This window comes from Acinetobacter sp. GRABPA_MV_2 (genome assembly GCF_056725885.1).
In genome coordinates, this window is the sequence record NZ_JBWZNA010000009.1 from 25,249 (window position 1) to 48,614 (window position 23,366).

Annotated in this window: 24 protein-coding genes and 1 riboswitch; of the genes, 17 read left to right on the plus strand and 7 right to left on the minus strand. The window is 38.8% G+C overall.

From position 1 onward, the window contains the following. Positions 1 to 3: 3 nt before the first annotated feature. From nirD to ACXM0J_RS09630, 10 genes are all read left to right on the plus strand, one after another. Positions 4 to 1,626 carry a nitrite reductase small subunit NirD gene (nirD, locus tag ACXM0J_RS09585; RefSeq protein WP_086265629.1) on the plus strand — a complete coding sequence of 541 codons (1,623 nt, stop codon included), beginning with the start codon at positions 4 to 6 and terminating at the stop codon, positions 1,624 to 1,626. An 18-nt stretch (positions 1,627 to 1,644) separates the two neighbouring features. After that, complete coding sequence (locus tag ACXM0J_RS09590) at positions 1,645 to 4,425, plus strand: nitrate reductase (protein WP_086265628.1); 2,781 nt, start codon at positions 1,645 to 1,647, stop codon at positions 4,423 to 4,425. After that, on the plus strand, positions 4,422 to 5,051 hold the full coding sequence (gene mobA, locus ACXM0J_RS09595) for a molybdenum cofactor guanylyltransferase (RefSeq protein WP_057086238.1): 630 nt from the start codon (positions 4,422 to 4,424) through the stop codon (positions 5,049 to 5,051). The genes ACXM0J_RS09590 and mobA overlap by 4 nt, the downstream gene beginning before the upstream one ends. A gap of 148 nt (positions 5,052 to 5,199) precedes the next feature. Then, positions 5,200 to 7,473: a molybdopterin-dependent oxidoreductase gene (locus ACXM0J_RS09600; protein WP_086265627.1), complete on the plus strand. Its 2,274-nt coding sequence runs from the start codon at positions 5,200 to 5,202 to the stop codon at positions 7,471 to 7,473. Positions 7,474 to 7,702: 229 nt separating this feature from the next. Beyond that, entirely contained in the window at positions 7,703 to 8,743 is a 1,041-nt protein-coding gene (moaA, locus tag ACXM0J_RS09605) for a GTP 3',8-cyclase MoaA (RefSeq protein ID WP_086265626.1), read from the plus strand. After that, complete coding sequence (locus ACXM0J_RS09610; RefSeq protein ID WP_086265625.1) at positions 8,744 to 8,998, plus strand: MoaD/ThiS family protein; 255 nt, start codon at positions 8,744 to 8,746, stop codon at positions 8,996 to 8,998. 3 nt (positions 8,999 to 9,001) lie between these two features. Continuing rightward, positions 9,002 to 9,487 (plus strand): molybdenum cofactor biosynthesis protein MoaE, encoded by a 486-nt coding sequence (locus tag ACXM0J_RS09615; RefSeq protein WP_068563107.1) that lies wholly within the window; start codon positions 9,002 to 9,004, stop codon positions 9,485 to 9,487. Between the two features lie 23 nt (positions 9,488 to 9,510). Next, positions 9,511 to 10,434 (plus strand): bifunctional molybdenum cofactor biosynthesis protein MoaC/MoaB, encoded by a 924-nt coding sequence (moaCB, locus tag ACXM0J_RS09620; protein ID WP_000799986.1) that lies wholly within the window; start codon positions 9,511 to 9,513, stop codon positions 10,432 to 10,434. Next, on the plus strand, positions 10,434 to 11,669 hold the full coding sequence (locus tag ACXM0J_RS09625) for a molybdopterin molybdotransferase MoeA (RefSeq protein WP_086265624.1): 1,236 nt from the start codon (positions 10,434 to 10,436) through the stop codon (positions 11,667 to 11,669). The genes moaCB and ACXM0J_RS09625 overlap by 1 nt, the downstream gene beginning before the upstream one ends. A gap of 216 nt (positions 11,670 to 11,885) precedes the next feature. Further along, the gene (locus ACXM0J_RS09630) at positions 11,886 to 12,368 is read left to right on the plus strand and encodes a winged helix-turn-helix transcriptional regulator (RefSeq protein ID WP_004791810.1); all 483 of its coding nucleotides are present in this window, start codon (positions 11,886 to 11,888) and stop codon (positions 12,366 to 12,368) included. A gap of 16 nt (positions 12,369 to 12,384) precedes the next feature. On the opposite strand, the gene ACXM0J_RS09635 is transcribed toward ACXM0J_RS09630, so the two are convergent. Continuing rightward, positions 12,385 to 13,776 carry an aminotransferase-like domain-containing protein gene (locus ACXM0J_RS09635; protein WP_086265623.1) on the minus strand — a complete coding sequence of 464 codons (1,392 nt, stop codon included), beginning with the start codon at positions 13,774 to 13,776 and terminating at the stop codon, positions 12,385 to 12,387. 123 nt (positions 13,777 to 13,899) lie between these two features. On the opposite strand from ACXM0J_RS09635, the gene ACXM0J_RS09640 reads away from it, so the two are divergent. Then, complete coding sequence (locus ACXM0J_RS09640) at positions 13,900 to 14,763, plus strand: DMT family transporter (protein WP_213034439.1); 864 nt, start codon at positions 13,900 to 13,902, stop codon at positions 14,761 to 14,763. Between the two features lie 2 nt (positions 14,764 to 14,765). Here ACXM0J_RS09640 and ACXM0J_RS09645 read toward each other — a convergent pair whose 3' ends face one another. Genes ACXM0J_RS09645 through tusD form a run of 4 tightly spaced genes read right to left on the minus strand, consistent with a single transcriptional unit; the run spans position 14,766 to position 16,161 of the window. Next, entirely contained in the window at positions 14,766 to 15,077 is a 312-nt protein-coding gene (locus ACXM0J_RS09645; RefSeq protein WP_086265621.1) for a TusE/DsrC/DsvC family sulfur relay protein, read from the minus strand. A gap of 18 nt (positions 15,078 to 15,095) precedes the next feature. Continuing rightward, complete coding sequence (locus ACXM0J_RS09650; protein ID WP_086265620.1) at positions 15,096 to 15,380, minus strand: DsrH like protein; 285 nt, start codon at positions 15,378 to 15,380, stop codon at positions 15,096 to 15,098. Between the two features lie 17 nt (positions 15,381 to 15,397). Then, a complete protein-coding gene (locus tag ACXM0J_RS09655) occupies positions 15,398 to 15,748 on the minus strand; it encodes a hypothetical protein (protein WP_086265619.1) in 351 nt (116 codons plus the stop codon). A 44-nt stretch (positions 15,749 to 15,792) separates the two neighbouring features. Next, on the minus strand, positions 15,793 to 16,161 hold the full coding sequence (tusD, locus tag ACXM0J_RS09660; protein WP_002115623.1) for a sulfurtransferase complex subunit TusD: 369 nt from the start codon (positions 16,159 to 16,161) through the stop codon (positions 15,793 to 15,795). A 65-nt stretch (positions 16,162 to 16,226) separates the two neighbouring features. Here tusD and ACXM0J_RS09665 point away from each other — a divergent pair, with 65 nt between their 5' ends. Both ACXM0J_RS09665 and fumC read left to right on the plus strand, forming a co-directional pair. Next, entirely contained in the window at positions 16,227 to 17,234 is a 1,008-nt protein-coding gene (locus ACXM0J_RS09665; protein ID WP_063099004.1) for an NAD-dependent epimerase/dehydratase family protein, read from the plus strand. A gap of 116 nt (positions 17,235 to 17,350) precedes the next feature. Continuing rightward, entirely contained in the window at positions 17,351 to 18,745 is a 1,395-nt protein-coding gene (gene fumC / locus ACXM0J_RS09670; protein WP_068527042.1) for a class II fumarate hydratase, read from the plus strand. A 96-nt stretch (positions 18,746 to 18,841) separates the two neighbouring features. Here the strand turns inward: fumC and ACXM0J_RS09675 are convergent, their stop codons facing one another. Then, complete coding sequence (locus ACXM0J_RS09675; protein WP_086265618.1) at positions 18,842 to 19,135, minus strand: hypothetical protein; 294 nt, start codon at positions 19,133 to 19,135, stop codon at positions 18,842 to 18,844. A gap of 173 nt (positions 19,136 to 19,308) precedes the next feature. Here ACXM0J_RS09675 and ACXM0J_RS09680 point away from each other — a divergent pair, with 173 nt between their 5' ends. Beyond that, entirely contained in the window at positions 19,309 to 20,010 is a 702-nt protein-coding gene (locus ACXM0J_RS09680) for an alpha/beta fold hydrolase (RefSeq protein WP_086265617.1), read from the plus strand. On the opposite strand, the gene ACXM0J_RS09685 is transcribed toward ACXM0J_RS09680, so the two are convergent. Further along, complete coding sequence (locus tag ACXM0J_RS09685) at positions 20,005 to 20,268, minus strand: hypothetical protein (RefSeq protein WP_086265616.1); 264 nt, start codon at positions 20,266 to 20,268, stop codon at positions 20,005 to 20,007. The genes ACXM0J_RS09680 and ACXM0J_RS09685 overlap by 6 nt on opposite strands. 228 nt (positions 20,269 to 20,496) lie before the next feature. Between ACXM0J_RS09685 and ACXM0J_RS09690 the strand changes: the two genes are divergently transcribed. The 3 genes from ACXM0J_RS09690 (at position 20,497) to ACXM0J_RS09700 (ending at position 23,332) form a co-directional block, all read left to right on the plus strand. Further along, on the plus strand, positions 20,497 to 20,940 hold the full coding sequence (locus ACXM0J_RS09690; protein WP_005073889.1) for a BLUF domain-containing protein: 444 nt from the start codon (positions 20,497 to 20,499) through the stop codon (positions 20,938 to 20,940). Positions 20,941 to 21,182: 242 nt separating this feature from the next. After that, complete coding sequence (locus ACXM0J_RS09695; protein ID WP_002115670.1) at positions 21,183 to 21,674, plus strand: hypothetical protein; 492 nt, start codon at positions 21,183 to 21,185, stop codon at positions 21,672 to 21,674. Positions 21,675 to 21,823: 149 nt separating this feature from the next. Further along, positions 21,824 to 21,912: riboswitch (glycine riboswitch) on the plus strand. A gap of 175 nt (positions 21,913 to 22,087) precedes the next feature. After that, a complete protein-coding gene (locus ACXM0J_RS09700; RefSeq protein WP_086265615.1) occupies positions 22,088 to 23,332 on the plus strand; it encodes a D-amino acid dehydrogenase in 1,245 nt (414 codons plus the stop codon). Positions 23,333 to 23,366: the final 34 nt, after the last annotated feature.

Below are 23,366 nucleotides of genomic sequence, written 5' to 3' on the forward strand. Positions count from 1 at the left end.
TCTATGAATATTGTACAAGACAAAAATATGCTTCCTGATGATCAATGGATTGATGTGTGTGCGCTCGATGATTTAACCCCAAACACTGGCGCGGGTGCGCTCGTGGCTGGACAGGCTGTTGCGATTTTCCGTGTAGGACATGAAAAACGTGTTTACGTGCTGAGTAATAAAGATCCGTTTAGCCAAGCGAATGTCATGAGCCGCGGCATTATCGGAGATTTACAAGGTGAGCGTGTCATTGCATCGCCAATCTATAAACAACATTTTAGTTTGGCAACGGGCCGTTGTTTAGAAGATAAAGACCAAAAATTGGCGGTTTACCCGAGCAAAATTGTTGATGGCCGTGTTTGGGTCAATGCGGTGCCGCAGAAAACTTATATTACCAATACAGGTGTATCACAAGACAAACTTAAACTGGTGTTGATCGGGAATGGTTTGGCAGGGATGCGTTGTCTGGAAGATTTACTTGATATGGCACCAGATCGTTATGAAGTTACGGTGATTGGTGAAGAACCATGGGGTAACTATAACCGTATTATGTTGTCTCCGGTTTTATCGGGTGAAAAAACCATTGAAGACATTATGTTGCATCCACCAAAGTGGTATGACGATAAAGGCATTAAATTTATTGCCGGTGATAAAGCCGTAAAAATTGATCGCCCACGTAAAGTGGTTTACACCGAAAAAGGCCAGACAGTTGATTATGATCGTTTGATCCTGGCAACAGGTTCGGCACCATTTATTCCACCAGTTCAAGGTGTTGACCTAAAAGGGGTGTTAACTTTCCGCGATATTTATGACGTTAACACGATGATTGAATACTGTGGTTCAAAAACTAATGCAGTCGTGATTGGTGGCGGTTTACTCGGTTTAGAAGCGGCGTACGGTTTAAAACAACGTGGTATGAATGTCACAGTCCTGCATTTGATGGACCGTATTATGGAACGTCAACTTGATGGGCGTGCAAGTCAGTTATTACGTCATAGCATTGAACAAAAAGGTATTCAAATCCTTACCGAAGCCAATACCGAAGCGTTAATTGGTGATGAAAATGGGCATGTGAAGCAAATCCGTTTGAAAGATGGCACAGTGTTAGATGCTGACCTTGTGGTGTTCGCTGTGGGTATCCGTCCGAATATTGCTTTGGCACAAAGTGCTGGTTTACGTTGCAATCGTGGTGTATTGGTAAATGACACCATGCAAACATTTGACCCAAGTATTTATGCAGTTGGAGAGTGTATTGAACATCGTGGTCAAACTTTTGGTTTGGTTGAGCCACTATGGGGCCAAGCTTTTATTTGCGCGACCCATTTAGCAGAACACGGCAGCTTAACTTTTAAAGCTCCGACCGTGCCGACTCAGTTAAAGGTGAGTGGAGTCGATGTATTCTCTGCGGGTAACTTTGAGCCGAAAGATGATTATGAAGACATTATCCTGAACGATGAAAAACGCCAGATTTATAAGCGTATTATCATTCAAAGCGATCGAGTAATCGGTGCAGTATTGTTTGGTGATACTGAAGATGGCATGTGGTATGCAGAGTTAATTGCAGACCAAACACCTGTTTCTTCATTCAGAAATAAACTGCTATTTGGTCGAGATTTTGCATTAAAAAATGCAGGCTAAATAGGGAAAGGAGCAGTTATGAATAGTATCCCAAGCGTTGAAGTTGATAGCTCCGATCATGTTGCAAAAACAATCAAAACAACATGTCCATATTGTGGGGTGGGCTGTGGTGTTAGCGTAAACGTCCAACAAAAACCTCAAGGACCTCTGGTACAAGTTGAGGGGGATGCCGAGCATCCTTCCAACTTTGGACGCTTATGTATTAAAGGTAGCCGACTTGCGGATACTTTGGGGTTAGAAACACGTGTTTTACAACCAATGATGGGACGAAAAGCTGATCGGGTGGTAACGACATGGGATGCCGCCATTAATAAAATTGCCGATAAATTCCAATCTTGTATCGATCAATATGGTCGTGACAGCATTGCATTTTATGTTTCAGGTCAGCTTTTGACTGAAGACTATTATGTGGTGAATAAGTTTGTAAAAGGCTATTTGGGTACTGCAAATATTGATACCAACTCACGCCTTTGCATGTCATCTGCGGTGGCAGGTCACAAACGGAGTTTCGGTGAAGATATTGTGCCTGCAAGTTATGAAGATTTTGAACATGCAGATATGGTGGTTTTGGTTGGTTCCAATACCGCATGGTGCCATCCTGTGCTGTATCAGCGGATTATGCAGGCTAAAAGCCAAAATCCAGATATGTTTGTGGTCGTGATTGACCCACGCTTTACCAGTACCTGTGAACAAGCTGATTTACATTTGCCGATTTTACCGGGCCAAGATGTCGCATTGTTCAACGGTCTATTCCAATATTTATATCAAAATGGGAACGCTGATCAGGCCTTTGTAGATAGCTATACTGAAGGTTTGCAAGAGGTTTTGGCAAGTAGTCAGCCAGAAGCCGATATTGAATATGTAGCAAAGCGTACGGGAATTGCACTCGATAAATTACAGCAGTTCTTTGAGAAATTTGCGCAGACTGAAAAAGTAATCACGCTATTTTCAATGGGTGTGAATCAATCAAGTCAGGGTGTAAATAAAGCCAACAGCATTATTAACTGCCATTTACTAACAGGCAAAATTGGTAAGCTCGGCGCTGCACCATTCTCAATGACAGGCCAGCCCAATGCGATGGGTGGTCGAGAAGTGGGTGGCTTAGCCAACATGCTAGCGGCACACATGGACTTAGATAACCCTTTACATCAAAAAGTAGTGCAAACCTTTTGGGACAGCCCATTTATTGCAACTCAAGCTGGCTTAAAAGCTGTTGATTTGTTCCGTGCTGTTGAAGTTGGAAAAATTAAAGCCATCTGGATTATGGCAACTAATCCAGTGGTGAGTTTGCCAGATGCCGATCAGGTGAAACGTGCATTAGAGAAATGTGAATTAGTCGTTGTGTCAGATATCTGTGCCGATACCGATACTACGGCTTACGCCGATGTTTTGCTTCCAGCTTTAGGTTGGGGTGAAAAAGATGGAACCGTTACTAACTCTGAGCGCCGTATTTCACGCCAACGTGCGTTCTTGCCTGCGCCGGGTGAAGCAAAAGCAGACTGGTGGTCGGTGAGTCAAGTTGCGAAGAAATTGGGCTTTAAAGGTTTTGACTATACGAGTGCAAGTGACATCTTTAATGAGCATGCGGCGTTATCTGCACAAGACAATGCAGACATGGATGTGCGAGAAGAGAGTAATAACTTTCGTTATTTCAACCTGAAAGGTTTAATGAACCTAAGTAATGCTGAGTACGATGCTCTGCAACCAATTCAATGGCCAGTATGGGATAAAAAACAAGACACTAAAGTTGTTCAACAACTGTTTGGCAAGGGCCAGTTTAGTCATAAAAATGCCAAGGCAAAATTGATTCCGACGGTTGCCATTGATCCAGTACATGCAGTTTCAGAAGATTATCCGCTCATTTTGAACACAGGTCGTATTCGTGATCAATGGCACACCATGACTCGTACTGGTTTGTCACCAAATTTAACCAGTCACCGTGCTGAACCATTCTGTGAAATTCATCCGAGTGATGCATTGAAGTTTGGTGTACGTGACCAAGGTTTGCTCGAAGTTCGCTCGAAATGGGGCAGTTGTGTACTACGTGTGACCTTCTCATCGGGTGTACGTCGTGGTCAAATTTTTGCACCGATTCACTGGACTGAACAGGTCGCATCCGACGCCCGTATTGGTAAAGTCGTTAATCCAGAAGTTGATGCAATTTCAGGTGAACCAGAGTTCAAACATACGCCTGTAACTATTCAGCCGTTCTATACCACTTGGCAAGGTGTGCTCTATATTCGTGAAGGATATGATTCGCATATTCAAGGATCGCTGCATCACTGTGCATGGTGGACCAAGGTCAAAATGGTTAAAACCAACCGTTATGAACTTGCAGACCGCCAAACTTTTCACGATACTCAAAAGAACCTGAAAAGCTTTTTGCCATTTGCCGATGAAACCTTTGAATGGTTAAGTATAGAAGATATCTCTTCACAACTGAGCCATAGCGTTATTTTGAAAGATGGCATTGTAATTGCAAGTCTATATATTGCACCGCCAGATTTATTACCAGACCGTGATTGGGTTGCGAGTCTGTTTAAACGAGAACGTTTGAGCGCCTTGCACCGAAAAGCTTTACTAGCGGGTATGCCAATGTCGGCTACTAATAATGATGGGCCTTTAGTGTGTAGTTGTTTTAAAGTAGGTAAGAATAAAATTATCGACGTGATAAAAACACAAAACATTACCCATGAAAAACAGGTTACGGCATGTTTAAAAGCAGGTGGGAACTGTGGTTCATGTTTACCTGAGATTCGTGGCTTGATTAAAGCTTGCCAACAAGAGGTGGAAGTGTGAATAAGGGATATCCCGTAACTGATCTGGTCATTTTGGCGGGTGGACAAGCCCGCCGTATGAATGGTTTAAATAAGCTGTTGCAGCAATTTGATGGCGATACCCAACTACTCAAAATTCATCAAAAACTAAAGTCATCTGTATCTGAAATTTGGGTAAATAGTCATCGTGATTATTCGATTTATCAAAGTATTGTGCCTGATATTAAGTGTTTTCAAGATGATGCTTCCGGTTTTTTCGGCCCACTTATGGGTATGAAAAGCGCATGGTCACATGTAAAAGCAGATTATGTTTTGTTTATTCCTTGTGATGTGACGTATATACCTACGCAAGTCGTTGCGAAATTACACAGCGCACTACGCAAAAATAAACAAGCTCAGGCAGCCTATGTTTCAATTAATGGAGATGCTTTATATCCATTTTGCTTATTAAAGCGTGAAAGCCTGATTACGATACGAGAGCAAATTGACAAACAACGATTAAGTTTGAAAGAGTGCTTTAAACTTTTACATGCACAAGTCGCCGTATTTCAAAAACAAAACTTATTTTTTCATAGCATTAACTCTCTGGATGAACTACAACAATATAAACAAATCAATGCCTTTAAAGAGATATTTACAGCAAGTTAAACATTAAATCCTATCAATTTATAAACTAAAGTGATGTTATAAACAAATTTAAAATGATGCGTTCTTGACTATTTAATATATAAGTTCTATTTTGGAACTTGTTATTTTCATTCTAGCCAGATGTATAAAAATAAATGGAGCCAGAAAAATGATGGACGCAGCTCAGCAAAGTAAAACAGATGTGACCGCATGTATCTTATGTTCTAGAAACTGCGGTTTAAGTGTCGAAATTAAAGATAACCAGTTTGTCAAAATTAAAGGTGATCCCAAACATCCTTTTTCTCAAGGTTACATTTGCCAAAAAGCTGCCAGATTACAGCATTACCAGCAACACGCAGACCGTTTGACCACACCTTTAAAACGTCAGCCAGATGGTTCATTTCAAGAAGTGGGTTGGGATGTTGCCATACAAGAAATTGCCGATCAATTAGTTCAGATTAGAGATGATTTTGGTGGGACTGCTTTTGCTTCGGTTGGGGGCGGTGGTCAAGGCAATCATTTAGGTGCAGCGTATGGTCGACAACTTTTGCTGGCCATGAAAAGTTATTATGCATACAACTCACTTGCCCAAGAAAAAACGGGTGATTTCTGGCTCAATGGCCGCCTATTCGGTAGTCAGGCCTGCCATACTACAGAAGATGTTGAACACGCAGATTATGTACTTTTTATTGGAACAAATCCTTTTCAGGCCCATGGCATTCCCAACGCTCGAGACACGCTAAAGCATATTAAGAAAGATCCAAATCGAACCATGGTCGTGTTTGACCCGCGTGTTACCGAAACGGCCAAACAAGCAGACATTCATGTGCAGCTAAAACCAGGGACTGATGCTTTTTTAATGTCGGCTATGATTGCGATCATTATTAAAGAAAAGCTTTATGACGAAGCATTTATTGAGCAACATACGCAAGGATTTGACGACGTAAAAACAGTATTTAACCATGTCCCGATTGAAGACTATATTACCAAAGCAGATGTTCCAGTCGATTTGATTTACCAAGTGGTTCGAGATTTTGCCAAAGCTAAAAGAGGCTGTGTGCGTATTGATTTAGGTATTCAACATACTTTAAATACTACCTTAAACGGATATTTAGAAAAACTACTGTACTTAGTGACTGGAAACTTTGGAAAGCAGGGTACCAATAATTTACATACCATGTTTATTCCAATCTTAAGCGATACAGATGAAAGAAAGCCGAAATATAGACGTAGTGTTTATCATAAAATGTTCCCTATTTCTGGGTTCTTCCCGCCTAATATTTTACCCGATGAAATCTTAAAAGCAGGGGAAAAGCGAATTCGCGCTGTGTTTGTAGATAGCTGTAATCCGTTATTAACTTATCCAGATACACCAGCTTATGAGGAAGCATTTAAATCATTAGATTTGTTGGTTGTGGTTGATGTTGCTATGACGGAAACAGCGAGAATTGCAGACTACATTTTGCCGGCTCACACTCAGTTTGAAAAATGGGAATTTACGGGATTTAATCTTGAGTTTCCTAAGAATGGCTTTCACCTAAGACATCCAGTATTGAATGCTCAAGCGAATACTTTGCCGGAATCCGAAATTTATACACGATTACTCGAAGCCATGCAGGTGATTCCAAAACGCTTTCCACTTTTAGAAAAAATAGCTTCAGTCGATTCTAAAAAAACAGCTTATTTACCGTATTTGTCAGCATTAGGACTCACTTTTGCACGGCATAAAAAATATATTCCTTTTGCAGCCTCAATTCTCTATCGCACTTTAGGTAAACACTTAGAAAAATCAGCTGGTTCAGTTGCTTTTTTATTGCCATTATCGATTCAATATGCTGTGTTACACACCAAAGCGGTACGCCGTGCAGGTTATAAAGGTAATCCATTAACACAAGGTGTCAACTTATTTGAGCAGATATTAAAGCAACGTTCAGGTATGGTTTTATCACAACATGAATATGATGAAGTCTGGAAATTGGTTGCTTATAAAGATAAGAAAGTACGTCTTGCGATTCCCGAAATGTTAAGCGAACTCACAACCTTGAAAAGCTATGAGGTGAATGTTGAAGAATTTCCTTTCATCCTTTTGTCGGGTGAGCGACGTAGTTATAACGCTAATCAAATTTACCGTGACCCGGCTTGGCGAAAAGTAGATGCTGAAGGTGCTTTACGAATTCATCCTGAAGATGCGAGGCAGCTTAATGTAGATGCAGGTGGTCAGCTTAAATGTATTTCACAACATGGAGAAATTCAGGTTACCGTAGATTTTGATGAGGGAATGCGAAAAGGGGTTGTCTCACTTCCACATGGTTATGGCATGCGTTTTCAAGATGGAGAGCCAATAGGACCGCAATTAAACCGTCTAATTTCCGCTGAACATTGTGATCCATTATCTAAAACGCCGTACCATAAATATGTACCCATTCGTCTAGAAAAGTGTTAGAAATAAAGTAAGGCATATAAAAAATTGACGCCGTGCTGGTTTTGCAAAGCTTTAAAAGCTGAGTTAAAACAGTAATGCTGATATTTTAATTACAACCTTAATAATTATGGATGATAAATAGAATTGGAACAAATTTTGCAATAAAGATCAAAGCACTACTAAGGCGCAATTTTTACAGTTTAATTGCTCGTAATCGGTGCTTGCAATATTTGAACTGTTCTCGATATGAGTGCAAATGATGAAACAATATCACTCTGAAACGGCCCCAATTCTTCTGCAAGATCAATATGGGCGCATCAAGCGTAAGTTAAGAATTTCTGTAACTGATCGCTGTAATTTTAAGTGTGTATATTGCATGCCTGAGCATCCTGAATGGTTAAATAAACAGAATTTGCTTAGTTTCGAAGCGCTCTTTCAATTTTGTCATTTTATGGTGCAGCAAGGTATTGAAAGCATCCGTATTACAGGTGGTGAGCCCTTAATGCGTCAAGGAGTTGTTCATTTCATTCGTGATTTACAAGCCTTAAAAATATTAGGTTTAAAACGTATTTCAATGACCACTAATGGACATTACCTTGCAAAGTACGCTCAGCAATTAAAAGACGCTGGCCTAGATGATTTAAATATTAGTCTAGATAGCCTAGATCCTATTCAATTTAAAGAACTTACTAAGAAAAAGTTAGAACCAGTTCTTGAAGGTATTCAAGCTGCAAAAGATGCAGGACTATCCTTTAAAATTAACTGCGTATTGATGAAAGACAAAAATGACGATCAAATCCTACCTATGGTGAGATGGTCAATCACCAATCATATTCCGCTACGTTTTATTGAATTCATGCCACTTGATGGTGATGCTCTTTGGTCAAATAAAGATGTGGTGAGTGAGGCTGAAATTTTACAGACGTTGCACCCACATTATTCACTACAAGTGATTGAGCAGCAACATGAACCAGCGCGCCAATATTTACTTAACAATAGCTACGCGCTAGGCATCATTTCTACCATTACTCATTCATTTTGCCATCAATGTGACCGTATACGACTAACGGCACAAGGTGAGCTATATAACTGTCTATTTGCGCAGCAGGGTTTAAATATTAAGCCGCAGCTTCAAGCATTATTACGCGCACATAACTCAACCGATCATGTTCTGCATAGTCAGCAATTAAAAGATCAAGTTATGCCGTATATCTGGCACAAAGCTAAAGGTTTTCATGCCTTACAACATCAACAAACCCGTAAAATCAGCATGCATATGCTTGGGGGATAAATGCAGCAATCTATTCAAATTAAAATCGAATCATTTGGTGCAATTGAAAAATTGCTACCTCAAGATCTTTCGTTAGTTTTTCCAAGCCATATTTTAGTTAAAGATGTATTAGATGAAATTGTTTCATTACACCCGTCATGTACACAGGCGATGGAAAAATGTGCATGTGCTGTTGGCGATAATGTCATAACAAGACAATCGGCCTTAAGTGAGCCGTGTACTTTGGTTTTATTATCACCAGTTGCAGGAGGCTAAGCTATGCGAGATTTTGCCCGTATACAAGAGCAGGCTTTAAGCCTAGATATTTTTGATCCTATTGAAACATTTCCTGAATGTGGTGGAATCGATATTTTTATGGGTACGGTTCGTAACCATCATGAAGGTAAAGCTGTTAAAGCGCTGAAATATACCTCGTATAAACCGCTTTCTGAAAAAATGATACGTGAAATTGAACTGGAAATTGAGAAAAAGTATCAGGTATCTTATGTGCGAGTGGTTCATCGGATTGGACATCTAGATGTCGGTGAAACAGCCATTATTGCCATTGCTTATGCAGCCCACCGCCGTGAAGCTTTTCAAGCATGCGAAGAAGCGGTTGAGCGGGTAAAACATGAAGTGCCTGTGTTTAAAGAAGAGTTCTTTACAGATGGTACAAGTCACTATGTAGAAGGCTGCTGTATTCGTAAGGATGCGCCGCACGAACACAAACATCACCATCATGCCGGCCATGAACACTCACACTGAAGTAAGCAAGACTAGGATAAATAATGAAAAATGTAGGAATGAAGCCGGAAAGTTATCGAGTTGCTGAAGCACAAGCCATTTTATATGCACCACCGCACTGTATTGAGTTATTAAGACAAGGAAATACTGAAAAAGGGGATGCATTAAAAACTGCACGTGTTGCAGGAATTTTGGCAGCAAAACGAACTGATGAGCTGATTCCTTTGTGCCATCCACTGCCGATTTATCGTGCAGATGTTGAATATGAATTAGAACATGATTTTGTAAAGATTATTACCGTGGTCGAAACCATTGGTCCAACTGGCGTAGAGATGGAGGCCCTAACGGCTGCAAGTCTTGCAGGGTTAACTATTTACGACATGTTAAAGCCACATTGTGAACCAGAAGAGCTCTGGATGGATCAATGTAAATTGCTTAAGAAAAAAGGTGGAAAATCACACTTTAAGCGCGTTCTTCGTCAGCCTGTTTCTGCTGCTGTTATTGTCTTATCCGATACCGTGGCAGCGGGCAGAAAGCCCGATACTGCCGGAAAATCTGTGGTTGAAACTTTAACCGAGGCAGGATTCGATCCAATCCATTACCAGATTTTGCCAGATGAAGCGGATACTTTAAAAAACTTAGTGCTTGAGCTGAGCAAATCATATGCTTGCATTATGACCGTCGGCGGTACGGGAATTGGTAAGCGTGACATTACGGTTGATACGCTAGAGCCACTTCTTGAGCGTAAGCTAGATGGTTTAATGGAAGCTGCTCGTTCATTTGGACAAAAACGCACGCCATATGCTGCAATGTCACGTGGGGTAGCTGGCTTTATTGATCGTTCTTTAGTGGTGACTTTACCGGGAAGCCGTGGTGGAGCGAGCGAATCAATGGCTGCTATTTTACCTGCCTTAGTCCATATTTTTGATGTTTGCCGTGACTTACCACATCCGGGAGGCTATGAATAATGTCAGGTTGTGGTGCAGAACGTGGTTTGATTAGCGTAGATGAAGCACTTGAGCTGATTAGTAACCGACCTAAAAAATTAGGTTCAATTCAGCAACTTCTTCAGAATAGCCTAAGTAGGTATCTTGCTAAAGAAATCTATTCAGAAGTTAACCTACCAAGTTTCTCTCAAAGTGCTGTAGATGGTTACGCACTTTGTTGTCATGCCGAAGATTTAAATAATCAAAAGTTTCAGGTTACTGGCGAGATTCGTACTGGAAGCGAAAGTCATGACATTCTAAGTGAAGGTCAGGCAATTCGTATATTTACGGGCGGTAAAATTCCTGAAGGCACAACGCATGTTGCGAGGCAAGAAATCGTATCGGTTGTTTTGCCTCAAGAGATTTGTTTAACGGAGAATATACGCCCTCAAGCTGATATTCGTTTTACTGGCGAAGAAATCCAGCAAGGGCAGTTACTTGCACAAGTTGGACAATTTTTGAATATTGGAAGTTTGGCTGCCTTAAGTATGGCGGGTGTGCAAACCGTTGAAGTCTATCGTGCACCGAAAGTCGCTGTTTTGATCACCGGTGATGAAGTTGCCGAAACAGCAGAAGATCTAGCTGAAGGTAAAATATTTGATGCAAATGGCCCATTACTAAAAGCTTGGTTTGAAGATTATGGCTTGCAGGTTGAAATTATTCATGTGGCAGATGAGGCAGCACAGGTCACACAATATTTCGACCAATTAAAAGATAACCATGATGTTGTTATAACGACTGGCGGGGTGTCCGTAGGAGACTACGACTTTGTTCGGCCATGTGCTTTTGAAGTTGGTTTTGAACAGATCTTTTGGAAAGTAAAACAAAAGCCGGGTAAACCTTTATTCTTTGCTGAATATTCTCAACCTGAAACAAATCACAATTGTTATTTGCTGGGGTTGCCGGGTAATCCTGCTGCGGTCTATGTGTCTATGCAGATTTACGGTAAAGCATTGCTTGATACTTTGCAGGGAAACTTAGCTGGACCAGAGTGGTTTAGTGCAATTTTAGATCATGATTTAAAAGAAGATGCACGTGAACGTTTTCTACGGATGCATGCTTATTTTGACAATGGACAACTTAAAGTTAAAAGTCTGGCAAAACAGCAATCACACATGCTCAGTAATCTAATACAGGCCAATTGTCTGGTACGAATTCCAGCAAGTGTGAAACTAGAAGCAGGTCATATTTTGAAGGGCGTATTCATCTCAAATTAATGATGAATAATAATAGATATAACTCACTATATAATTGAGTGAGTTATATTAATTAAGCAATTTTAAATAATAATTTTTAATTTTTTATAATAAAAATTTGTTCATAAAGTTGATAAGAAGTTATTTTTATAATGAATCTTGCTTAATTCGTGGTAAGTGGTTTAGGGTATAAACAATAGGGCCATTAGGCTAGGAAATATCGAGGAACGCATAAAGATGAAATGGGATGACATCGGTGATCAACCTTGTTCGGTTGCTCGTATGCTATCAGTGATTGGCGATCGATGGACGATGCTAATATTACGTAATGCTTTTATGGGAATACGCCGTTTTGACGATTTTCAAAAATCATTAGGTGTCACTCGTCATGTCCTTTCAGATCGTTTAAAGCGTTTGGTTGAATATGAAATTTTAGCCAAAGCTCCTTATTTTGATCGTCAAGAACGTTTTGAATATCGCCTCACTGATAAAGGTTTTGAACTTTATCCAATTATTTTATCGATGGCGAATTGGGCAGATAAATGGATGGATCAAGGTTTAGGCAAACCTTTAGAATATCGTCATAAAACTTGTGGCCATAAATTTGAACCAGTTATGGTGTGTTCAGTCTGCCATGAACCTTTACATGCAAAACAAGTGCAAGTTTCAGCTGGGCCAGGCTATTTTGCATATATTGAACAAAAACAGAAACAAGCTTAATTTCTCTTATTACCAGTCATGAAGACTCTTGTTGAATCGCATCAGCTAGAGTCTTATAGATGTGGTCATGATTTGACTGGGTTACATTAAAGCGGATGAATTGACCAGCATTAGAAGCTTGGCTAAACGCGTTTCCTGGCGCAAGAATAACCTGATGATTAATACAATATTTTGCAATTTCTGAAGCTTCAACTCCCTTTGGCAAATGACACCAAACAAAAATTCCCGCTTGTGGCTTAATCCATGGCTTTATACCCAATGGTTCAAGTTTACTAATCGTATCGTGCATCGCTTTTGCTAAACGAACCTTTAGTAATTCTATATGTTTACGGTACGAGCCATCTGTTAAAGCACTTAATAAAACTTCAGCTGATACGCCATTGTGAGAAAAGCTTGTGGCAATTTTCAGGTCTGTGAGCTGATCAATCCATTCTGGTTTAGCAATAATATAACCACAACGAATAGATGCTGATAACGTTTTAGAAAAACTTCCAATAAAGATTACACGTGAAAGATTATCCAAAGCAGCAAGTCGAGGAGCAGGGCTATATTCAAAGTCTGAAAAAATATCATCTTCAACGACAATCAAATTGGATTGTTCAATGAGTTTTAATAATTGATGCGCCATAGAAAGAGAAAGTACTGCACCAGTTGGATTATGAATTCCTGAGTTGGTGATATAAAGACGTGGATTATAAGTTGCAATTGCTTCTTTAAATGCCTCTAAGTCAGGACCTGTTGGTGTGTAGGGAATACCAATAACCTTAACTTGATGAACTTTAAGTAATGCATGAAAGTTAAAATAACAAGGATCATCAATGAGAACGACATCATCGGGCTTTAGTAAAAATCGGCAAACCAAATCAATCGCTTGAGTTCCTGAGTCTGTTAAAAGTACTTGATTAAGATTTGCATTGATACCTTTTGCTTGAGCGCGTCTTGCCAGTAAGTCACGTAGAGCGGGTAATCCTAACGGTGTTGAATAACCCATCAAACAATCATCTGGGCTTCTTGCAGCTGACCTTAAGGCTTTACGAATACTATCTAATGGCATCCAGTCATCAGGTAACCAACCACAACCGGGTTTAAACACATCTGCTTTCGCCTCCAAAGATTGGCGTGAAATCCACAATGGATCGACTGAGCGATCTAATTTAGGACCTAATTCACTTAAAGAAAGAGGGGCAAGCGGACCAACAATATAGAATCCAGATCCAGTTCTTGATTCGATTTTGCCTAAAGCAATTAATCTTTCATACGCTTCTACAACAGTTGATACTGAAAAGCCCAGATCATTTGCTAACTTACGAACAGAAGGCAAGCGTGCTCCAGGCATTAAAGAGCGATTTTTTATTTGTTGCTCAATCTCTGAAATGACAATTTCAATTTTGGTTTTGTTCTGGTTCACTGACTTACAATCCGAACTGTACTGGTTATTAATACATTACAGTTCTTTAAAATTGTACTGCTTTGTATCTGGTTTATTCACCTTAGCACAGCTTAAATTCTTCGTATAGTGACGGAGAAAATTATGAATAGGTTTATGAATGGCTGGGTGAATGGTTTTATTGGCGTGGCTATTTTTGCGGGATCACTACCAGCAACACGCGTAGCCGTAATGGGTTTCGATCCTGGTTTTCTAACTGCGGCACGTGCGGCAATTGCAGGTATTTTAAGCCTTATTCTTATTTTGGTTTTAAAACAAAAAAAACCAGCCAAGCAAGATTGGTTGCCTCTTGCCATCGTTTCTTTAGGCGTGGTGATAGGTTTTCCTCTATTTACAGCGTTTGCTCTGCAATACATGAATGCAGCTCATTCAATCGTTTTTGTTAGCCTTTTACCTCTCGCAACTGCAATATTTGCTGTGTTGAGAGGCGGTGAAAAACCGAATCAATTTTTCTGGATATTTGCAGTCTTAGGGAGTGCGGTTGTCTTCACTTATATGTTTTTGATTTCTGGTGATATCTCACTTGGGATAGGAGACTTTTATATGTTGATGGCGATCATTTTTTGTGGCTTTGGTTATGCAGAAGGCGGTGTACTTTCAAAAAAAATTGGTGGATGGCAGGTCATTTGTTGGGCGCTTATTTTGTCACTACCTTTTATGCTATTTCTGACTATTTTCTATATGCCAGCTTCATTTCAGAACATATCTACATCAGCTTTAGTAGGTCTTATTTATGTGTCTTTATTTAGTATGCTGATCGGTTTCTTCTTTTGGTACAAAGGGCTTGCGCAAGGAGGAATTGCTGCGATTAGCCAACTACAACTCTTGCAACCTCTAATGGGATTAGGTATTGCTGCGGTCTTGTTACACGAACAAGTAAGTTGGTCAATGTTGGTTGTTACAGCAGCAACAATTTTATGCGTCGCTGCTGCTAAGAAATTTACTTAATTTTATAAACAATTTGCTGGTTTAGGAATCCCTGCTAAACGACTTAAGTGACGCGCCACTAAACCAGTATTAAATTGTTGCTGTAAAACTGCATTATTAATCTCTGGACTGACCGTTTTCATTAAAAATTTAATCAGCGGGCGAGTTGCTGGAGAGTGTCCAAATTGCTGATAAAACTGACGTACAGCTGCTAAAACTTCAAAATGCCAATCGGTGAGTTCAAGATCAAGCGATTTGGCAAGTTCTTGCGCAACTTTAGGATTCCAGATTGTGTAATCAACCAAATGACCATCTTGGTCTAATTCTAAATTCATGAAACCAGCCTAAATATATTATTTAAGAGAAATACAGCGATTAAACGTTAAAACCAGATCAGTAAATTGATCGTAATCTAATACCTTTATCTGAGCTAAAGTATCTGTATCAAGTAAGTCTTTCTCGATGCTTAAGCATGAAACAGATTCAAATGGTTGAATCATTTCAATAGAAATGTGTGCAACTGAATCACCCATAAAAACAACTTGATCACCTATCTGAAAAAGATGACTTAATTCATCAATAATCTTAGGTGTAGCATGGTAAGAAGATTGCACAAGATAAAGTGTCGACGGATTCATTAAACTTACACCTTTATCTACCAATATAGAACATGATCAAAAGATTGAATGAACTCAGCATTCAACTGAACGAATTCAATCTCTTGTTCGGTTTTTTTTACAAGAGGATGCTGCTGATTTTTACTTTCAATCAGAATAGGGCTCAAGTCGTAGAACTCAAAACTTTCGACCATATTTGAAGCCACTTTGAAAGCCTGACGAAACTGATCAAAGCTTAAATCATTTTGCAGAAGACTAAGAGCAGCATCTTTCAATAATACTTTGACTGGTGAGCCAAAGGTTGCTAAAACCATAGTAGCAGAAAGGCTTTCATTGATTTGAAGACTGGTTAAATTGGCTTGACTTAAAATGACGAGTACAGATTTCACACAATATACCTTTTAAAAGCAACAATCTAAGCAAACAAAGTAACTTAAAATTGAATAAGACGAGATGCTGACTGTACTGCATCAGCAAGTTCACCTAACCCGACAAGTTCAAAGTCTTTGGCAAGGTTGTGATGAGTAAGGTGATGGCGACTGGCATTTTCTGCATCTGTAATACCACGAGCGAGGGCAGCACTCACACAAACAGGAAGACGAATCGCAAGCTTTTGCCATTCATGCGTTAAATTACGCTGGTCGTCAGGAACCCATTGAAAATCATTAGCAACCTGCACGCCATCTTGGTAAAAGAATACACGGAAGTCTTCATTTTTACTTTTGAGTGCCTGAGCAAGTCCTAACGCATGCCAAGCATGAATGGAAGTAGGAGCAGAGGTAATTAGTAGTAATGTACTCATTGAGAATTCACTATGGTCATACGTCTAAATGGGCGTAGATACATTAAGAGAAAGGTAAGTATACAATGATTTTAGTGACAGGTGGTTTAGGCTTTATCGGTTCACACATTGCGTTGAGTCTAATGGCTCAAGGGCAAGAGGTGGTAATCGTCGATAATTTGGCTAATTCAACCTTGCAAACTTTGGAGCGACTAGAGTTTATTTCTGGTATGTACGTTCCATTTGTCAAACTTGATGTACGCAATACACCAGCGCTGAATAAGGTGTTTGAGCAATATTCAATTGATGCAGTTATTCATACTGCCGGATTTAAATCAATTGAAGAGTCTAACCTTAAACCTCTTGAATATTATAATGATAATGTTAGCTGCATCATGAGTTTACTGCGTGCCATGCAACGTACGGGTGTTCGTCACTTCATTCATCTGTCTAGCCTTGCAGCTTATGGGAAATCTGGTTTGCAATTGAGCGAAACAGAAGAATTTAATTATGCTTATCCTAATCCTTATATTAAGTCTCAACAGATGATTGAAGAAATTATCCGTGATACTTATAAAATTGATCATGAGTGGAAAATTGCGATTTTACGATTATCTAATATCGTGGGTGCATTTGAGCATGGAGTGCTTGGAGAGTATGTCGCTCAGCTGCCTAAAAATATCGTACCACTTGCCATGCAAGTCGCAGCAATGCAACGTGATTTGATTGAATTACAAGATCAAGCTGAAACGTCAGATCATACGACTGAACGCAGTTTTCTACATGTCTTAGATTTATGTGAAGCGGTTAGTGCGAGTTTACATTGGTTGCGTGAACAAACGCATTGTTGCGAAGCATTTAATATTGCCCATGACCAAGTTCATTCAATTCGTCAATTACTCGATGAAATTTCACAGGTCACTCAAGCTGAGATTTCAACACAACCAGCAATTTATAAACATGTTGAGTTAGATCAAGTTGGGGCTAATATTGAAAAAGCGAAAACATTATTGCAGTGGTCACCAAAACGCCCGTTAAAACAAATGATCGAAGATGAATGGCGCTTTTATCAAAATACTCTAAATGGAAGATAAGATAATGATTCTTATTTACAATGTTGGTATGCTTGAGTACGATATTCAAAATTAACTAGCCAGAGCAAACACTTGCTTCAGCCCGTGAGTTCTTTATTGAGATAACCGAGGTTTCTATGCAAACACGAATTGAACATGACACTATGGGTGAGATTGAAGTTCCAAATGAAGCATTGTGGGGAGCACAGACTCAACGCAGCTTACAGAACTTTAAAATCGGGCAAGAACGATTACCCCGTGCCATGATTCGAGCAATGGGTTTGGTAAAAAAGGCTGCTGCAATAACTAACGCTGAACTTGAGCAATTACCACAAGATTTGAGTCAATATATTGTGGATGCGGCTCAAGAAGTAATTGATGGTAAATGGGATTCACAGTTTCCTTTAGTCGTTTGGCAGACAGGTTCTGGTACGCAAAGTAACATGAACTGTAATGAAGTGATTGCCAATATTGCAAACCAAAAGTTAGGTCAGGCGTTAGGTGCTCAAAAGCCAGTACATCCAAACGATCATGTCAATCGTGCTCAATCAACAAACGACTCGTTTCCAACCGCCATTCACGTGGCAGCAAGTTTACAAATTAACGAATTACTCATCCCTGCTGTAGAGCAACTTAAAGCGACTTTGCAAAGAAAGTCAGATGAATTTCAAGACATTGTCAAAATTGGCCGTACTCATTTGCAAGATGCTACTCCATTAACCTTAGGCCAAGAATTTAGTGGCTATGTATCTCAGCTTGAGCATGGATTGATTCGATTACAGCAAGCTTTAACTGGTTTATATGAATTGCCATTGGGTGGAACTGCGGTAGGGACTGGGTTAAATGCACATCCTGACTATGCAGTAAAAGCAGCTGCTCAACTTGCTTTGCTGACGGGCTTGCCATTTGTAACTGCGCCTAACAAATTTGAAGCACTTGCAGGCCGTGATGCGGCTGTTTTTGCATCAGGTGCATTAAAAACTTTGGCTGTAAGCTTAAACAAAATCGCGAATGATATTCGTTGGCTGGCTAGTGGACCGCGTTGTGGTTTTGGTGAAATCCGTATTCCAGAAAATGAGCCTGGTTCAAGCATTATGCCGGGGAAAGTAAACCCCACACAAAGTGAAGCAATGACCATGGTTGTTGCGCAAGTGCTTGGAAATGATACGACCATTAATGTAGCAGGTGCTTCAGGTAACTTTGAATTAAACGTATTTATGCCTGTGATTGCTTATAACTTATTGCAGTCTATTCAATTGCTTGGTGATGCGTGTAATAGTTTTAATGACCATTGTGCAGTAGGAATTGAGCCTAATCGCGACAAGATTGATCACTTCTTGCATAATTCTCTGATGCTAGTTACAGCTTTAAATCCGGTAATCGGCTATGAAAATTCTGCAAAAGTTGCAAAGACTGCTTATAAAGAAAATAAAACTTTGAAGCAGGTAGCTGTTGAGCTTGGTTTAGTTACAGCAGAGCAATTTGACGAAGTCGTTAAACCTGAAAAAATGGTTTCTCCAAATAGTAAATAATCACTAAAATAATGTAAGTGTTAATATTTATATAAAAGCCCTCAAATGAGGGCTTTTATAGGTAGAGACTAACTTATAGCTTGAGATAGGAAAATATCAAAGTAAGCCTTCTATATATTCCCAGCCATGAGATTTCATAGCTTCAAACTTCTTTTTTAGCTCTTCTTTTTCGTAGTCATGTATATCGCGTGCTAAAAGAACATGATACGAGTTAGTTTCTGGTTCTATAGTCACTTCAATAATCTCTACTGGTTCAATCACTCCACTCTCAGTTAAACCAGAATCTATAAAACACATTCCTTTTACAGGAATAACAGTACAATCATATTCCTTGGAAATAAAATAATTATTTGCTGAAGCGGAATACGTACGTGATGCTCTAACTTTCATGTGTACCTCCTTCAAGCGTAAAAAGGGAATGTTTTAGTCTGGCGTGCTTGTAGAGTTAATACTGTTTAATTTATATAGTGATTTTATTTTTTACTTCAATATTCTAATTATCGATTTTTTATTAGCATAAAATGCTGTTAGCTATAATTTACAAGTAAGGTATTAAAAAATTTATGAATCAAAAGCCACTTTCAGTTGTTTTAATTCCTGGTTATATGCTTGACGAATCTCTGTGGAATGAAGTCATAAATGAGGTGCCTAAAGAGTGGAATATATCTCGAGCTACTTTAAAAGAAGGGCAAACAATAAAAGAGATTGCTCAGAATATTGTTAAAAATGCGCCTGAGAGCTTTGTATTGATTGGATTCTCACTTGGAGGATATATCGCTAGATCTATAGTGGAGCAATTTCCTGAAAAGGTTAAGGCGCTTGTTTTAATAGCCTCTTCATTACGTTCAGATACAGAAGAGCAGAAAAATCAAAAGTTAACCGCAATTAAACTTAATTCTGAGAAAACTTTCCATGGGCTAAGCTCAATATCAATTGAAAAAACACTTCATCCAGCAAATGTGCAGAATCGTGCTCTTGTAAAAAGAATCCAAGAAATGGGAAAAACTTTGGGTTATGAAGAGTTCGTAAAACAATCGATGTTAGATAGAAGCTCTTATGATATGAGTAAGATCGCATGTCCAACTTTAATTATTTCTGGTGCTGAGGACCAGCTCCGCTCCAAGGAAGAAGCCATAGAATTATTAGATCAATTGCCACATGCAAAGTTTGAGATAATTAAAAATACGGGCCATATGATTCCGATTGAACAGCCGAAAGCATTGGTTTCAGTGATTTTAACTTGGTTAAGTACTTATCTTTCATGAGGGCCTAACTTTCGTTTTCTTCGTCAGAATCTTGATAATCTTGAAAACTTGATTGCCAAGTTTGATTTTTTGATGAATAGTTGCATGATCAAGCTGATCCCATAACTCAAATGGGAAAAACTCCGAACTATGATCAAATATCCATAACCATTGATAGCTATTGTTAAGGGTATTCTTATCAAAACGAACATCTTGAACTTTGACAATTTTAAACTGTTTATGATGTTCATCTTGAAGAATAACTTCATGATTCTCCATTAGACATCCACGCATTAAAAACAATTTTCAATTGTACTAAAATTAATAGTGTCTGATTAACTTGTTAAGTTGGCATTAATTTACAAAAGATTTCGGGTTGTTAAAGTTTGTCATTTTCAAAAAGAAAATAATCTTTACTTTTGAAATACAAGGTTTTAATTAGGTTACATTGTAAGAAATGTGTGCAAATGTCAGAATGTACAGTGAAATCTATCTTCGAGTATCGCTATGAGTTTAATAGGCTTTATGTATGCAAGTAAAACCAATAGTGAACATAGTCAAATAAAACAAGATTTAATTGATATTCTCACTGAAGCAGTCAAATTCAACTCACATAATGATATTACAGGAGTACTTTACTATGGTAATGGATACTTCTTGCAGTATTTAGAAGGTGAGAAAGAACAAGTCGAATCGCTATTTTATAAATTAATTTTGAAAGATTCGAGACATCAGAACTGTGAAATCATCTTTTCAGAACCATCCGAACAACGTCTATTTAAACATTGGAGTATGAAATTTGCTCCCATTAACACGAAAATAAAAGAATTCTTTCATCATCATCATGTTGATGAGTTTAATCCTTATCTGCTTAACACTACATCTATTCCATCTTTTATTGAATTGCTTGTAGATCAACCAAACCATAAAGTTGATCAATATCAAGGTTAATCAAAATCAGGAATTGCAGTAGATTTTTAATTATCCTATGTAAAATTAAGCTCTCTTCGGAGAGCTTTTTATCAAGAAGGTTGAAACTTTCACTAATTAATGGCGAATTGGCGTTGAATAAGCCGTCATAATTGTTAAAATGCCCACCTTGTCCTGTTTTTATATTGTTTTTTGTTTTGCATTTATTTCGCAAAGTTAGAGATAAAATTATTAAAAACAGCTGCTTAGTTAAGGATTTTTGAATGCTCTCTATTTATTTGACAGATACCCAACAACACGTGCAATTTAATGATTATCCTAGTGATCAGCCGGTTAAGTTTCTGTTAAATCTTAAAAAGATTTTCCCAAGTACAGCGGATTTATTATTACCAGTTTTACCTGAAGATAATGATTTAGAAAACGTAACGTGGGAATCTACCTCAAAAGATTTTGAAGTCTTTAAAAAGCTATTAGCGGGATGGGGTGTGATTGAGCTTCGTTTAAATGCAATCACTGCTTATAAAGATAAAAACTTTGCAAATGAGCTAGTGAAACAAGCACAGGTAAAACGTAAGAAAACAGCGCAAAAAAATCATCAGCTTTCTTTAGTTGCTTTGGATTATATTTTTATGCACGAAGTTCATGCATTGATTGATGCTGAGCTGGTCACTATTGGTGAAAAATTCTACTTACCAACCTTGCGTGAGCAATGGAAGGGTACGGTTTCAGACCAAGTGCTCAACGGAAAACTCTAATTTTAGTGCAAAAGGTGAATTTATAAAAATTCACCTTTTTTATTGTTAATTAAATCAATAGCTTATATTTTTAAGATTGCTTATACAAAAGTTTACAAGAAAAGAATGCGTTTTTTCTAATGTGGCAGATACATTGCTTATATAAATACAAAATTATTGCGGGAGAGAGGTTCATTAAGAACCCGCCGAAGGAGCAACAAGCCCGGAAACTCTCAGGCAAAAGGACTGTAATAATTAAAAAATCTGGAGAGAAGCTTAGATTTATAAGAATGGAAAACAATAACTTATAAATTATAAACTCACCGAAGGGGAAGATCTAAACGTTAAAAGGTAACGTTGGGGTCGAAACTCTCAGGTACCAATGACAGATGGGCTGTACTGATGAAATGTTTTGCATTTCTGAGGAGTCTGTTATGCCACATGTTATTGTGATAGGTGCGGGAATCACAGGGGTTACCTCTGCTTATGAGTTATCGCAACTGGGTTATGAAGTCACAGTGATTGATCGACATTTATATCCTGCAATGGAAACATCATTTGCCAATGGAGGGCAATTATCGGCTTGTAACGCCGAAGTATGGAACCAAAAAGCTACCGTGATTAAAGGCTTTAAATGGATGAGACAAAAAGATGCTCCTCTATTGTTGAACCCTTCATTTAGTTTGCATAAGTATAGTTGGCTAGTTGAATTTCTATCACATATTAAAAACTATGAAGCGAATACGATTGAGACGGTCCGCTTGGCATTGCTCGCTCGTAAGCGTTTATTTGAAGTAGCTGAAAAAGAGCAGCTTGAGTTTGATTTGGAGAAACGTGGAATTCTCCATATGTATCACAGTAAGGCTGACTACGAGATTGCTAAAAAAGTTAATAATGTATTGAACAAAGGTACATTGGAGCGCTATTCAGTTTCACCTGATGAAATGAAAACAATAGAACCATCTTTGACGGGTGACTATTTCGGTGGCTATTACACGCCAAGTGATGCGACGGGTGATATTCATAAATACTCAACCTCTTTAGCTGAGAAGACTAAACAATATGGCGTTCAATATAAGTTCGGTCTAGAAGTTATGGATATTAAGTGCAGCGCAGACAAAGTAGTCGTAACTTGTCAGCCAAGTGCTGAGCATCCTTATTTGGTTGAGTCCGACAACATTCAGCTAGAAGGTGATGTACTTGTAGTTTGTGGTGGTGTAGGGAGTTATCAACTTGCCGATATGATTGGTGAGCGAGTAAATGTGTATCCAGTAAAAGGTTATTCAATTACCGTACAATTAAAAGATGAGCACAGTGTAAAGAATGCTCCTTGGGTGAGCTTGTTAGATGAAAGTGCAAAAATTGTGACTTCTCGTTTAGGTAAAGATCGACTGCGTGTGGCAGGGACTGCTGAGTTTAATGGCTATAACCGCGACATACGGGCTGATCGTATTCAACCATTAGTGAATTGGGTTAATCGTAACTTTGATATTTCAACTGAGCATGTGGTGCCTTGGGCAGGGTTAAGACCTATGATGCCGAATATGCTGCCTGTTGTTAAGCAATCTAAACAACCTCGTGTTTTTTATAATACAGGGCATGGGCATTTAGGTTGGACTTTGTCTGCGGCAACCGCAGTTTTAGTCGGTCAGGATATTGCTCAAAAATATCCAGCGTAGAAAGTAAAAAGCCAGTGTTCAAACACTGGCTTTT